Genomic DNA, 13,281 nt, shown 5'->3' with positions numbered 1-13,281 from the left:
AGCGTGAGCGGCGGCGTGTCGGGGTCCTTCGCCGCCGGTGTCGGGGGCCAGTCGGTGAGCGTCGGCTTGTGCTCCACCGGTGTGACGGCCGGGGTCAGCTCCGCCTCGGCCGGCGGGGGTGTGGCGGGACGCCGCCAGCGGCTCGTGCTGAACACGGCCATCAGCAGCAGCACGCCGATGAGGAACAGCGTGCCGTTGTCGAGCGGGTCGCGCAGCGGCAACGGGTCACCGAGCAGCTTCAGGTCGTCCGGCACCCGGTCCCGCACGCTGAACGGCGCGACGAACAGCCCGAGGTACGGGACCGCGAGCAGCAGGCCGGCCACCAGCGGGCCGAACGGCGAGAAGCGCAACGTGCCGAGCAGGCCGAGCAGGATGCCGGCGACGCCCAGATAGACGGCCGGCTCGATCAGGTTCGGCGTGCTGTACGTCCCGATCTCCACCCAGCGGTCGACGGTCCGCTCAGATCCGTCCTGACCGAGAGTGACGAGCACCCAGGTGACGGGCGCCACCGCCAACCCGGCGAGGAAGCTCCAGAGATGTCGCATCCGCGCACCGTACCGTTTTCGGCATGACAGATCATCCCGCGGTCCCGCCGGGTAAGCCGACCTCGTACTCCCGCGTCACGCTCAGTCGCATCATGACCGCGGTCGATGTCAATCTGTACGGGACCGTGCACGGTGGGGTACTGATGAAATTCGTGGACGACGTTGCCGGAGCGGCGGCGGCGCGGCACAGCGGCGGCACCGCCGTGACCGCCTCCATCGACGAGATCGTCTTCTCCGAGCCGGTCCGGGTGGGCGATCTCGTGCACGCGCACGCCCAGATCAACTGGACCGGCCAGACCTCGATGGAGGTCGGGGTGCGGGTGGTCGCCGAGCGCTGGGACTCGGCCGAGGAGGAGCCGGTGCGGGTCGCCACCGCGTACCTGGTCTTCGTGGGCGTCGACGTGGGCGGCTCGCCCCGTCCGGTCCGCCCGGTGCTGCCCGAGACGCCGGAGGACGAGCGCCGCTTCCGGGAGGCCGAGATCCGGCGCGCGCACCGGCTCGCCCGGCGCCGCGCGATCCAGGCCCACCGGGCCGGCTGACCGGTGCTCGCCCACACCGGCCCGGGGCGCGGGGTGTGGGCGGGGCACGCCCCGTACGGCGCACCCGGCGCGGACAATGGCGGCACGAGGTAGGGCAAGATGGCGCCACGGCTCCGGCACACCGTCGTGGCGGGCCCAGGGGAGGGTGGAACAGTGGCTGACGTGCTGTGGACGCCGCCGGTGGACGTGCGGGAGCGGTCCCGGATCGGTGACTACCTGCGCTGGCTGGCCGAGCACCGCGGGCTGGAGTTCGCCGACTACGACGCGCTGTGGCAGTGGTCGGTGACCGACCTGGACGCGTTCTGGCGCTCGATCTGGGACTGGTTCGACGTCGTCGCGCACACCCCGCCGAGCGCCACCCTCACCGACCGGGCCATGCCCGGCACCCGCTGGTTCCCCGGCGCGACGCTCAACTACGCCGAGAACGTGCTGCGGATGCCGGGGCTGGGCGACGACGACCCGGCGGTGATCGCACACGGGCAGACCCGCGCGCCGGAGACGCTCACCGCGGCCGGGCTGCGCGAGCGGGTCCGCCGGGTGGCGGCCGGGCTGCGCCGCCTCGGCGTGGGACCGGGCGACCGGGTGGCCGCGTACGCGCCGAACATCCCCGAGACGTACGTCCTGCTGCTCGCCACCGCCAGCCTCGGCGCGATCTTCTCCTCCTGCGCGCCCGAGTTCGGCACCCGCAGCGTCACCGACCGCTGGCAGCAGATCGAGCCGACGGTGCTGGTCGCCGTCGACGGCTACCGGTACGGCGACAAGCCGGTCGACCGGCGCGCCGAGGTGGCCGCGATCCGGGCCGCGCTGCCGTCGCTGCGGCACACCGTGGCCATCGCGTACCTCGATCCGGACGGCCCGGCCCCCGACGGCGCGCTGCCGTGGGCGGAGCTGGCGGCGGACACCGACGAGCCGCTGGCCTTCACTCCGGTCGCCTTCGACCACCCGCTCTACGTGCTCTACTCCTCCGGCACCACCGGCCTGCCCAAGCCGATCGTGCACGGCCACGGCGGCATCCTGCTGGAACACCTCAAGATGCTGGCGCTGCACCACGACCTGGGTCCGTCCGACCGGTTCCTGTGGTTCACCACGACCGGCTGGATGATGTGGAACTTCCTGGTCTCCGGCCCGGCGGTGGGCGCGGCGATCGTGCTGTTCGACGGCAACCCGGGCCACCCCGACCTGGGCGCGCTGTGGCGGCTGGCCGCCGACACCGGCACCACGTACTTCGGCACCTCCGCACCGTTCCTGCTGGCCTGCCGCAAGGCCGGCCTGGTGCCGCGCGAGATCGCCGACCTGTCCGCGGTGCGCGGCCTCGGCTCGACCGGCGCGCCGCTGCCGGCCGAGGGCTTCACCTGGGTGTACGAGAACGTCAGCGACCGCCTCCAGCTCCAGTCGCTGTCCGGCGGCACGGACGTGTGCACCGGGTTCGTCGGCGGCGTGCCGCTGCTGCCGGTGTACGCCGGGGAGATCGCCTGCCGGGCGCTGGGCGCGAAGGTGGAGGCCCGCTCCGCCGACGGCAGCGCGGTGATCGGGCAGCTCGGCGAGCTGGTGATCACCGAGCCGATGCCGAGCATGCCGGTCGGGTTCTGGAACGACCCGGACGGCGCCCGCTACCGGGAGGCGTACTTCGAGGTCTATCCCGGGGTGTGGCGGCACGGTGACTGGATCACCGTCAACGAGCGCGGCGGGTGCGTGATCACCGGCCGGTCCGACGCCACGCTCAACCGGGGCGGCGTACGCCTCGGCACCGCCGAGTTCTACTCGGTGGTCGAGGGCCTGGACGAGGTGGTCGACTCGGTGGTCGTGCACCTGGAGGACGACGAGGGCGGCGCGGGTGAGCTGCTGCTGTTCGTGGTGCTCGCCGAGGGCCTGGAACTCGACGACGAGATGCGGCGCAAGATCTGCCGTGAGCTGCGTACCGCCCTGTCGCCGCGGCACGTGCCGGACGAGATCCACCAGGTCCGGGCCGTGCCGCGCACGCTGAGCGCGAAGAAGCTGGAGGTGCCGGTCAAGAAGATCCTGACGGGCACCCCGGTGGACAGCGCGGCGGCCAAGGGCGCCCTGGCCAACCCCGAGTCCCTGACGGCGTTCGCCGCCCTGGCCCAGCGCCGGGCCACCGCCGACAGCCCTGTCCCCCCTCGCTGATCTTGCACTTTCCGCCCCGGCATCTCGGGCATTCACGACATCCCAATGGCCACAACTGCAAGATCGCCGAGGGCTGCGACGGCCGGGCGACCCCGTGTGGAACACCACTGGTGTCAAACCGCCCCCGACACACCCATCACGGTCTACCCGCCCCCCGGTTGGCGCGATCTTGCACTTGCGGTCCTCGCGAACCCGAATAAAAGGGGCGAAACACGGACTGCAAGTGCAAGATCGACGGCGCGAGGAGGGCGAGGCCGCGTGAGGAGGGCGAGGCCGCGCGAGGAGGGCGAGGCCGCGCGAGGAGGGCGGGGCGGGCTAGAGGGCGATGCCGAGGAGGGCGTCCACCGTGTCGGCGAAGAGGGCGGGGGCATCCGGATCCTCGGTCACGCCGCCCAGGGCGCCTTCGGCCCAACGGTCGGCCGCCGCCAGGGCACCCGGAGTGTCCAGGTCGTCGGCCAGCCGTTCGCGTACCTCGGCCAGCAACGCCGCCCCCGACGGCCCGGCCGGCGCGGCGGCGGCCCGCCGCCAGCGGCCCAGCCGCTCCTGCCCCTCGGTGAGCAGCTCGTCGGTCCAGGAGCGGTCGCTGCGGTAGTGCCCGCTCATCAGCGCCAGCCGGACCGCCATCGGGTCCACCTTGTCGGCCCGCAGCCGCGACACGAAGACGAGGTTGCCCTGGGACTTCGACATCTTCTCGCCGTCCAGGCCGATCATGCCGGCGTGGACGTAGTGGTCGGCGAACGGCGCCTCGCCGGTCAGCCGCTCGGCGTGCGCGGCGGAGCACTCGTGGTGCGGGAAGATCAGGTCGTTGCCGCCGCCCTGCACGTCGATCCGGTCGCCGAGCAGGTTCAGCGCGATGACGGTGCACTCGATGTGCCAGCCGGGACGGCCCGCGCCGAGGTCGCCGCCGGGCCAGGACGGCTCGCCCTCGCGTGCGCCGCGCCACAGCAGCGGGTCGAGCGGGTCGCGCTTGCCGGCGCGCTCCGGGTCGCCGCCGCGCTCGGCGAACAGCTCGATCATCTGCTCGCGGGTCAGGTTGGACTCGTAGCCGAAGCGGGGCGCGGCGGAGACGTCGAAGTACACGTCGCCGGTGCCGTCGTCGAGCCGGTACGCCGCGCCGTCCTTGAGCAGCATCAGCACCTTCTCGGCGATGTCCGGGATCGACTCGACCGCGCCGACGTAGTGCGCCGGCGGGATCATCCGCAGCGCCTCCATGTCCTCGCGGAACAGCGCGGTCTCCCGCATGGCCAGGACCTTCCAGTCCTCGCCGTCGCGCTCGGCGCGCTCCAGCAGCGGGTCGTCGATGTCAGTGACGTTCTGCACGTACCGCACGTCCAGGCCGGCGTCGCGCCACATCCGCTGCACCAGGTCGAAGGTGATCATGGTGGCGGCGTGTCCGAGGTGCGTCGCGTCGTACGGGGTGATGCCGCAGACGTACATCGAGGCCGCGCCCTCGGGCCGGCTGGCATGGGCTCCCTGCCGCGCCGAGTCGTACAACCTCAGCGACACGCCCTCGCCGGGCAGCCGTGGCACGTCATGTCCCGCCCAAGACTCCATGACCGCCAGCCTAACGATCCGTCAGACGCTCGGGTGCCGCCCTACGGGTGATCAACGCGACAGCGGCTCACATCGGCGGCCAGGGCATCGCCGGCCACTCCTGCGGCGGCAGCGGGAACCGGCCGCTCTCGCGCAGCCGCTCGACCCGTTCCGCCAGCGCGGCCAGCTCACCGATGGTGAGGTGCTCGGCCAGTTCCTCACCGAGCGGCCCGCGCAGCTGCCCGGCCAGGCCGTCGAGCATCTCCACCGCGTCCGGCGGCAGTTCGCGGCCGGCCCAGCCCCACAGGACCGTACGCAGCTTCTCCTCGACGTGGAAGCTCACGCCGTGGTCGACGCCGTAGATCCGGTCGTCCGGGCCGACGAGCACGTGCCCGCCCTTGCGGTCGGCGTTGTTGATGATCGCGTCGAGCACGACGAGCCGGGCCAGGCGGGGGTCGTCGGCGTGCGCCAGCGCGTACGCCGCCCCGTCGTCGTCGCGGGCCGCGGCCACCGGGATCCAGCGCGGCGGGATCTCCCGCGCCGGTACGAACCCGACCAGCGGCTCGGCGTCGTCCGGCTCGTCGATCCAGAGCTGGCACGAGCCGGGGCCGAACGGGCCGTCGCGCAGCACCGTCGGGGGCACCAGGTCCCAGCCGGTGGCCCGGGACACCAGGTAGGCGGACACCTCCCGGCCGGCGAGCGTGCCGTCCGGGAAGTCCCAGAGCGGGCGCTCGCCGCGTACCGGCTTGTAGACACAGTGCGCTGTCACGTCGCCGAGCGCGATGACCCCGCGCAGCGTCGCGTTGGAGGCGTCGACGAGCCGCCCCTCCAGGGTCAGCTCACCGTCGGCGAGCAGCCGCAGCGCCTCGACGCCGTCCTGTCGGGGCTGCAGTTCCGACGAGGTCACCGGTGATAGCCGTTGTGCCGGGGGCAGAGGTGACCGGCCGGGTCGAGCGGCTGGCCGCACAGCGGGCAGGGGGGCCGGCCGGCGTTCACGACGCGCTTGGCCCGCTCGATGAACTCGCGGGTCGCCTCCGGGGTCAGCCGCACCCGGAGGCGGTCGAGGTCGTCGTCCGGCTCGTCCGGGTCCTCGTCGGCGTCGTCGTCCGCGTCGCCCAGCTCGACCTCGACCTCCGCCTCACCGACGGCGATCGCCTCGATCACCACCGTCGCGGTGTCGACGTCGAAGGCCAGACCCAGCGTGCCGACCCGGAACTCCTCGTCCACAGGCGTGTCGAGCGGCTCGTTGTCGCCGGTCACCGTGGTGACCGGCTCCGGCAGCTTCACGCCGAAGCGGCGCTGCGCCTCGGCGAGCAGCTCCTCGAGCTTCTCGGCGAGCAACGACACCTGGACCTTCTCCAGCGACACGCTGACCAGCCGGCCGCCGCCGCGCGCCTGGAGGAAGAACGTGCGCTCCCCCGGCGGGCCGACCGTACCGGCGACGAACCGCTCCGGCGGCTCGAAGGCGTGCACCTGGTGCGTCATACCCACGACCCTATCCGGCGTGTGGAAGCACCGCGCAGCCCACCGACGCCGAATCCGCCCAGAGCGAACGCGCCGCGTACGCCGGGCTCACCCGGCCGCGCCCGCGCCTCCGCCGACCGCCGCGTCGGACTCCGCCGGCCGCGCCGCGCGCCGACGGCGCTTGCGCGGCGGCGGGACCAGCGCCGACAGGTCACCGCCGGTGTCGTTGAGCCGGACCAGGAACGGCCGAAACGGGGTGTAGCGGATCGCCGTCACCGACGCCGGGTCGGCCACGATCCGCTGAAAAAGATCAAGGTGTACGCCGAGCGCGTCCGCCACGATCGCCTTGATCACGTCGCCGTGGCTGCACGCCAGCCAGACCGCCTCCGGCCCGTGCTCGGCGGTGACCCGCGCGTCCCACGCCCGTACCGCGGCCACCGCGCGCGCGGACATCGCCGCCATCGACTCGCCCTGCGGGAACGCGGCGGCGCTCGGGTGCTGCTGGACCACCGGCCAGAGCGGCTCCTTCGCCAGCTTCTTCAGCGACTGCCCCTCCCAGTCGCCGTACCCGCACTCGATCAACCCGTCGTCCACCACCGGCTCGACGCCCGGCAGCGCCAGGTCGAGGGTCTGCCGGCAGCGGATGAGCGGGCTGGTCACCACCGCCGCCAGCGGCAGCCCGGCGAGGCGCGCGCCGACCGCCGCCGCCTGCGCGCGGCCGGTGTCGTCGAGCTCGACCGGTTGCCGCCCGGCCAGGCCGCCGTCGGCGTTCGCGGTGGTCCGGCCGTGTCGCAGAAGCAGAAGGGTCGCCACGCTGACCACCCTAGGCGGTACGCCCCTCGGGGGTTCGTCCCGCCACGACAGGCCGTGTTCCGGCGGGGCGTCCTACTCCCTGTACACCCATCTCCGGAACCTGTCAGCCGCGTCCGACGTGCCGTCGGGCCGCGCCAAGGACTGCAGCACCCCCCGGTGCCGCCGGACCAGGCGCGCGACCCAGACGACCACCACAGCCCACAGCACCAGAGAGATGCCGCGGTACCGCCTGACCGCCGCGTCGGCCCGTGCCTTGTCCTGCGCCCTGATCTCGGCCGCGTCGTAGATCACGGCGCCGTCGACGACGAAGGTCTCGGCCGAGACCACATAGGTCGCGTAGACGTACAACCGTGCGCGTTCCAGCTCGGGCTGGGGATCCCTGCTCATCTCGAATCGGACCGGGGTGCCGGGCACCAGTTCCTCGCTCGGTAGCTCTCGTACGCTGAACTTGACCCGGGGGTGCTCGCGGAGCACCACCCGGTACACCACGGCGGCGAGGTTTCTGCTTCCTCCCGTCGTCGACTCCCAGCTGTCCTCTACCGACTCGACTGTGCCCGTCACCACGAACATCCGGGCCGGCAGCTCCGGCTTGTCGAAAGGCTCTCCCAGACTCCAGGCAATGGCCGCCAGCATGGCGATCATCAGGGGAGCGCCGTACAGCGGTCTGAGGCGGAAGCGCGACATGCGGGCGAGAGTAGCCACCCCCGGCCACCGGGCCGCGCCGTCGCACACGCCGGGAACCGCGCGGGCCCTACGCGGCTGAGCCGGCGACGAAGCCGAAGGCCGGCCACCTCGGACATCGGGGTGGCCGGCCTCTCGCACGACGACGTCAGGTGGCGCTGATCGTGCCGGTCGCCAGGAGGCAGATCACCAGGCTGCCCAGCGCCACCCGGTACAGCACGAAGACGTACAGCGTGTGGTGGGCGACGTAGCGCAGCAGCCACGCGATGGCCGCGTAGCCGACCGCGAACGCGATGAGCGTCGCGATCACCATCTGCGCCACGCTCGGCGCGGCGGTGCCCGGCGCCGACGGCTCGAACACGTCCGGCAGGCTGAACACGCCGGAGATCACCACGGCCGGGATGGCCAGCAGGAACGAGTAGCGGGCCGCGGTCTCCCGGGTCAGGTTGAGCAGCAGGCCCGCGGTCAGGGTGCCGCCCGACCGGGACACGCCGGGGACCAGCGCCGCGGCCTGGGCGAAGCCCATCACCACGCCGTCGCGCATCCGGAAGTTCTCCAGCGTGCGGGTCTGCCGGCCCCAGTACTCGGCGAAGGCCAGCAGCATCGCACCGATGATCAGCGTGCAGGAGATCAGCCAGAGGTTCCGGCCGGCGGTGCGGATCTGGTCCTTGAAGATCAGCCCGAAGATGCCGATCGGGATGGTGCCGACGATGACGTACCAGCCCATCCGGTAGTCGAGGCTGGAACGCACCGAGCGGTCGGCCAGGCCGACGAACCAGGTCCGGACGATCCGCCAGATGTCCTTGGCGAAGTAGATCAGGACGGCGGCCTCGGTGCCGAGCTGGGTCACCGCGGTGAACGACGCGCCCGCGTCCCGGCCGAAGAACAGCTCCGAGGTGATCCGCAGGTGCCCGGACGAGGACACCGGAAGGAACTCGGTCAGTCCCTGGACCAGGCCCAGGACGACGGCCTCGATCCAGGTCACTCGCCGACTCCGGACAGCTCCAGCGCCTCGGCGACGGTACGCAGGGTCTGCACCCCGCTGTCCCGGTCGGCCACGAACAGCGACACCGACAGCGTGGTCACGCCCGAGGCGGCGTACTCCCGCATCCGCTCGGCGATGCGCTCCTTCGGTCCGAGCAGCGAGGTGCGGTCGATGAACTCCATCGGTACGGCGGCAGCGGCGTCGCGCTGCCGCTTGGCCAGGTAGAGGTCCTGCACCTCGCGGGCCGCGTCGCCGTAGCCCATCCGGGTGGCGAGCTGGTTGTAGAAGTTCTGCTTGCGGCTGCCCATGCCGCCCACGTACAGCGCGGCGTACCAGCGGACCAGCTCGGCGCAGGTGGCGACGTCGTCGCCGACCACGACCGGCACGGACGGCACCACATCGAAGCCGGCCAGCTCCTTGCCCGCCGCCGCGCGGCCGGCCCGGACCGAGGCGAGGTGCTCCTCGGCGAACTCCGGGGAGTAGAAGACGGCCAGCCAGCCGTCGGCGATCTCGCCGGCCAGCTCCAGGTTCTTCGGGCCGACGGCGGCCAGGTAGATCGGGATGTGCTCGCGCGGCGGGTGGAAGCCCAGCCGCAGCGCCTTGCCGGGGCCGTCGGGCAGCGGCAGCGTGTAGTGCTCGCCGTCGTACGCGACCTCCTTGCGGGCCACCGCCAGCTTGACGATGTCGACGTACTCCCGGGTGCGCGCCAGCGGCTTGGCGAACCGCACGCCGTGCCAGCCCTCGGAGACCTGCGGGCCGGACACGCCCAGGCCGAGCCGGAACCGGCCGCCGGAGAGCGTGTCGATGGTCGCGGCGGTCATCGCGGTCATGGCCGGGGTACGGGCCGGGATCTGCATGACCGCGGCGCCCACGTCGATGCGCTCCGTCTGCCCCGCGATCCAGGCCAGCATGCTCGGCGAGTCCGAGCCGTACGCCTCCGCGGCCCACACGACCGAGTAGCCGAGCCGGTCCGCCTCCTGGGCCAACGCCAGGTGGTCGAACGGCGTGCTCCACGCCGTCTGGTATCCGAGGTTGAGCCCGAGTCGCACTGATCCTCCCACCGTCCGCACCACAGGTCGCATCAGGTTACGCAATGAGCGTGGCGCCCTCGACGTCCGGCTCGCCCCGAACATGTCACACCGGGTGGAGGTCGCGCGGGAAGTTGACTGCGGCGAGGATATCCGTGACGCCGGGTTCGAAATAAGGTTCACGCATGCAACAGCGACCGCTCGGCCGAAGCGGGCTGGCGGTATCGCGGCTCGCGCTCGGCACCATGACCTGGGGACGGGACACCGATGCCGACGACGCGGCCGCCCAGCTGAAGAGCTACCTCGACGCGGGCGGCAACCTCGTCGACACCGCCGACGTGTACGCCGACGGCGACGCCGAGTCGGTGATCGGCTCGCTGCTGGGCAGCCTGGTGGACCGCGACGAGCTGCTGATCGCCACCAAGGCGGGCCTGCGGCCGGGCAGCCGCCGCCGGGACGGCTCGCGCGGGCACCTGCTGCGCACGCTGGACGCCTCGCTGCGCCGCCTCGGCACCGACCACGTCGATCTGTGGCAGGTGCACGGGTACGACCCGGACACCCCGCTGGAGGAGACGCTCTCGGCCCTGGACCACGCGGTGTCCAGCGGGAAGGCCCGCTACGTGGGTGTGTCGAACTTCTCCGGCTGGCAGACCGCGCGGGCCGCCGCCTGGCAGGCCGCCTGGCCGGGGCGCGCCCCCGTGGTCGCCGCACAGGTGGAGTACTCGCTGCTGGAGCGCGGCGTGGAGCGGGAGGTGCTGCCCGCCTGCGCCGGGATGGGGCTGGGCGTGCTGCCCTGGTCGCCGCTGGGCCGGGGTGTGCTCACCGGCAAGTACCGCAACGGCCGCCCGGCCGACTCGCGGGCGGTGTCGCCGCACTTCGAGCGTTTCGTCGCGACGTACCTGGAGCCCCGCTGCTCCAGCATCGTGGAGGCGGTCGCCATCGCTGCGGGCGGGCTCGGCGTGTCGCCGCTGGAGGTGGCGCTGGCCTGGGTGCGGGACCGGCCGGGGGTGACCGCGCCGATCCTCGGTGCCCGCACCGTCGGGCAGCTGCTCGGCGCGTTGCAGGTGGAGCGGATGACGCTGCCGGAGGAGATCGTCACGGCGCTCGACGACGTGTCGGCCGTGCCGGTGGGCTACCCGGAGCGCGACGGCTGAGCCGCGCCGCGATCCGGGTCACCCGCGGGGGGTGGCGGAGGGCCCGCGACCTGGGCAGCATAGGGGCATGGACTACGAATACGCGCCGCTGCGGTTGCCCTCGAACGTCGATCGGCTGACCGCCGCGGCGCAGCTGGCGATCCAGGCCGAGTTCTCCGGCTGGGAGCTGGCCCGGGTGCGGCTCTACCGGGACGGCACGCGGCAGGTGGTGCTGCGGCGCCGCCTGGTCAACCAGTCGCAGCCGGGCCTGTCTTACTGACGAGGGGCCCGTCCCCGGGGCCGCGCGACGCGGCGCCGCCCCGGGGACGCGCACGGCCTAGTGCGCGTGGTCGTGCTCCTCGTCGAGTTCCATGAACGGGTGCTCGTCGAGCCGGCCGACCAGCCGGTCGTCGGCGGCCGGCTGGAACGGGCCGACCGGGTCGTCGTCGTCGAACGACTCCAGGTCGACGGGGGTGCCGACCTCGCTGACCATCACCACACCGTCCAGCGGCTCCAGCTCCGGCACGTCGAGCGCGGACAGCGATCCGTCGCCGCTCTGCAGCAGCTCCAGCACCGCCTCGCCGACGCCCTCGACCGGCGCCGGCTCGTCCTCCTCCGGGGTGCCCTCCCGGCGGGCCGCCTCGGCCGCACGCAGCAGCGCGGCGACGCTGGGCACCCGGTAGTCGCGCCGCTGCCGTACCGAGATGACCCGCGGGTGCGGGTCGGTGGGCTCGCCGCCCTCGACGGCGCCGAAGCGCTCGTCGGCCTCGTCCGGGTCGATCGACTCCACGTCCCAGGGCGTCACCTCGCCGAACGCGTCGAGCAGCTGCTCGTCGTAGGCGAACGAGGCGTTGTTCAACGCGACGTACGCCTGCCAGACGGCGTCGTCGTCGATCCGGCCCTGGGCGGCCCGGACGGCGGCCAGGTGGGCGCGGGCGGCGTCGATCACCCGCTCGAGGGCGGCGTCCAGCTCACCGTGCTGGTCGGTCATGTGTGGCAGTCCCTTCGCGATGGGGGGAGGTTCCGCGCCGGCGGCGCCGCGGCGGGCGCGGTCAGCAGGTACGGAGGAAGCGGTCCAGAACCCGCACGCCGAACTGTAGTCCGTCCAGCGGAACCCGCTCGTCGATGCCGTGGAACAGGGCGGAGAAATTGAGGTCGGCGGGCAGCCGCAGCGGCGCGAACCCGAAGCAGCGGATGCCGAGCTGGGAGAACGCCTTGGCGTCGGTGCCGCCGGAGAGCATGTACGGCACCGGGTGCGCGCCCGGGTCCTCGGCGCGCAGCGCCTCCGACATCCGCGCCACCAGGTCACCGTCGAACGTGGTCTCCAGGGCCGGCTGGCGCTGGACGTACTCGATGGCGATGTCCGGGCCGACCAGCTCGCGCAGCTGCCGCTCCAGTTCCTCGCTCTGCCCGGGCAGGCTGCGGCAGTCGATGGTGGCGGTGGCCCGGCCGGGGATGACGTTGTCCTTGTAGCCGGCGGCCAGCCGGGTCGGGTTGGCGGTGTTGCGGACGGTCGCGCCGATGATGTTGGCGATCGGACCGAGCTTGGCGATCGCCGTCTCCGGGTCGTCCGGGTCGATCTCGATGCCGAGCACGTCGGACACCTCGGCCAGGAACGCCCGCACGGTGTCGGTCATCACCACCGGGAAGCGGTGCCGGCCGATCCGGGCGACCGCCTCGGCGAGCGCGGTGACGGCGTTGTCGTCGTGCACCATCGAGCCGTGGCCGGGCCGGCCCTTGGCGTGCAGGCGCAGCCAGTCGATGCCCTTCTCGGCGGTCTCGATCAGGTAGAGGCGGCGCTGCTCGTCCACGGAGTAGGAGAAGCCGCCGACCTCGCCGATCGCCTCGGTGCAGCCGTCGAACAGGTCGCGGTGGCGCTGGGTGAGGAAGTGCGCGCCGTAGTCGCTGCCGGCCTCCTCGTCGGCGGTGAACGCGAGCACGACGTCGCGCCGGGGGCGTACGCCGGTGCGCTGCCAGCCGCGGACCACGGCGAGCACCATCGCGTCGAAGTCCTTCATGTCGATCGCGCCGCGGCCCCACAGGTAGCCGTCGCGGATCTCGCCGGAGAACGGGTGCACCGACCACTCGTCCGGGTCGGCGGGCACCACGTCGAGGTGGCCGTGCACGAGCAGCGCGTCGCGGCCGGGCTCGGTGCCGGGGATCCGGGCGACCACGTTGGCCCGGCCGGGGGCTGATTCGTGGATCTCGGCGTCCACGCCGACCTCCGCGAGTTTCTCCGCCACGTACTCGGCGGCGCGCCGCTCCCCTGCGCTGGTGTCGTTGTCGCCGGTGTTGGTGGTGTCGATGCGCAGCAGGTCGCGGCAGAGGTCGACGACCTCGTCGGTGGCGTCGGGTCGGGCGGGGGCGGCGTCGCTCGTCATCGCTTCCTTATACCAGCAGCTGAGGTGGTCGCGG

14 protein-coding genes are annotated in these 13,281 nt (G+C 72.9%); 4 read left to right on the top strand and 10 right to left on the bottom strand.

Annotation, left to right across the window (positions count from 1 at the left end; translation table 11 throughout):
- On the bottom strand, nt 1–545 hold a 545-nt coding region (locus F8279_RS07765; RefSeq protein ID WP_151499496.1), incomplete at its 3' end, for a hypothetical protein.
- A gap of 23 nt (nt 546–568) precedes the next feature.
- Here F8279_RS07765 and F8279_RS07760 point away from each other — a divergent pair.
- Both F8279_RS07760 and F8279_RS07755 read left to right on the top strand, forming a co-directional pair.
- Nucleotides 569–1,084: an acyl-CoA thioesterase gene (locus F8279_RS07760; RefSeq protein WP_091418577.1), complete on the top strand. Its 516-nt coding sequence runs from the start codon at nt 569–571 to the stop codon at nt 1,082–1,084.
- A gap of 153 nt (nt 1,085–1,237) precedes the next feature.
- Nucleotides 1,238–3,229: an acetoacetate--CoA ligase gene (locus F8279_RS07755; RefSeq protein ID WP_151499495.1), complete on the top strand. Its 1,992-nt coding sequence runs from the start codon at nt 1,238–1,240 to the stop codon at nt 3,227–3,229.
- Nucleotides 3,230–3,544: 315 nt separating this feature from the next.
- Here the strand turns inward: F8279_RS07755 and mshC are convergent, their stop codons facing one another.
- From mshC to F8279_RS07720, 7 genes are all read right to left on the bottom strand, one after another.
- A complete protein-coding gene (gene mshC, locus F8279_RS07750; RefSeq protein ID WP_091428036.1) occupies nt 3,545–4,783 on the bottom strand; it encodes a cysteine--1-D-myo-inosityl 2-amino-2-deoxy-alpha-D-glucopyranoside ligase in 1,239 nt (412 codons plus the stop codon).
- A gap of 67 nt (nt 4,784–4,850) precedes the next feature.
- The gene (locus F8279_RS07745; protein WP_151499494.1) at nt 4,851–5,669 is read right to left on the bottom strand and encodes an SCO1664 family protein; all 819 of its coding nucleotides are present in this window, start codon (nt 5,667–5,669) and stop codon (nt 4,851–4,853) included.
- Nucleotides 5,666–6,247, bottom strand: a complete 582-nt coding sequence (locus F8279_RS07740) for a DUF3090 domain-containing protein (protein ID WP_013286077.1) — start codon at nt 6,245–6,247, stop codon at nt 5,666–5,668. Before F8279_RS07740 ends, F8279_RS07745 begins: the two co-directional genes overlap by 4 nt.
- Nucleotides 6,248–6,334: 87 nt before the next feature.
- A complete protein-coding gene (locus F8279_RS07735; protein ID WP_091428031.1) occupies nt 6,335–7,048 on the bottom strand; it encodes a histidine phosphatase family protein in 714 nt (237 codons plus the stop codon).
- Between the two features lie 63 nt (nt 7,049–7,111).
- A complete protein-coding gene (locus F8279_RS07730; RefSeq protein ID WP_151499493.1) occupies nt 7,112–7,723 on the bottom strand; it encodes a hypothetical protein in 612 nt (203 codons plus the stop codon).
- Between the two features lie 145 nt (nt 7,724–7,868).
- The gene (locus F8279_RS07725; protein WP_151499492.1) at nt 7,869–8,705 is read right to left on the bottom strand and encodes an undecaprenyl-diphosphate phosphatase; all 837 of its coding nucleotides are present in this window, start codon (nt 8,703–8,705) and stop codon (nt 7,869–7,871) included.
- Nucleotides 8,702–9,754, bottom strand: coding sequence for an LLM class F420-dependent oxidoreductase (locus tag F8279_RS07720; RefSeq protein ID WP_151499491.1), 1,053 nt, complete (start codon nt 9,752–9,754; stop codon nt 8,702–8,704). The genes F8279_RS07725 and F8279_RS07720 overlap by 4 nt, the downstream gene beginning before the upstream one ends.
- A 164-nt stretch (nt 9,755–9,918) precedes the next feature.
- Here F8279_RS07720 and F8279_RS07715 point away from each other — a divergent pair, with 164 nt between their 5' ends.
- Together F8279_RS07715 and F8279_RS07710 are read left to right on the top strand one after the other, a co-directional pair.
- On the top strand, nt 9,919–10,887 hold the full coding sequence (locus tag F8279_RS07715) for an aldo/keto reductase (RefSeq protein WP_013286071.1): 969 nt from the start codon (nt 9,919–9,921) through the stop codon (nt 10,885–10,887).
- 67 nt (nt 10,888–10,954) lie between these two features.
- Entirely contained in the window at nt 10,955–11,146 is a 192-nt protein-coding gene (locus F8279_RS07710) for a DUF5703 family protein (RefSeq protein ID WP_030274256.1), read from the top strand.
- Between the two features lie 57 nt (nt 11,147–11,203).
- On the opposite strand, the gene F8279_RS07705 is transcribed toward F8279_RS07710, so the two are convergent.
- Both F8279_RS07705 and F8279_RS07700 read right to left on the bottom strand, forming a co-directional pair.
- Entirely contained in the window at nt 11,204–11,857 is a 654-nt protein-coding gene (locus F8279_RS07705; protein WP_013286069.1) for a hypothetical protein, read from the bottom strand.
- Between the two features lie 61 nt (nt 11,858–11,918).
- Nucleotides 11,919–13,247 carry a M20/M25/M40 family metallo-hydrolase gene (locus F8279_RS07700; RefSeq protein ID WP_151499490.1) on the bottom strand — a complete coding sequence of 443 codons (1,329 nt, stop codon included), beginning with the start codon at nt 13,245–13,247 and terminating at the stop codon, nt 11,919–11,921.
- Nucleotides 13,248–13,281 lie beyond the last annotated feature (34 nt).

The sequence above is a fragment of the Micromonospora sp. AMSO1212t genome (assembly GCF_008868145.1).
Classification (GTDB): Bacteria; Actinomycetota; Actinomycetes; order Mycobacteriales; family Micromonosporaceae; genus Micromonospora; species Micromonospora tulbaghiae.
The sequence above is the reverse complement of the archived record's forward strand: the minus strand, read 5'-3'. Positions and strand labels throughout refer to the sequence as shown.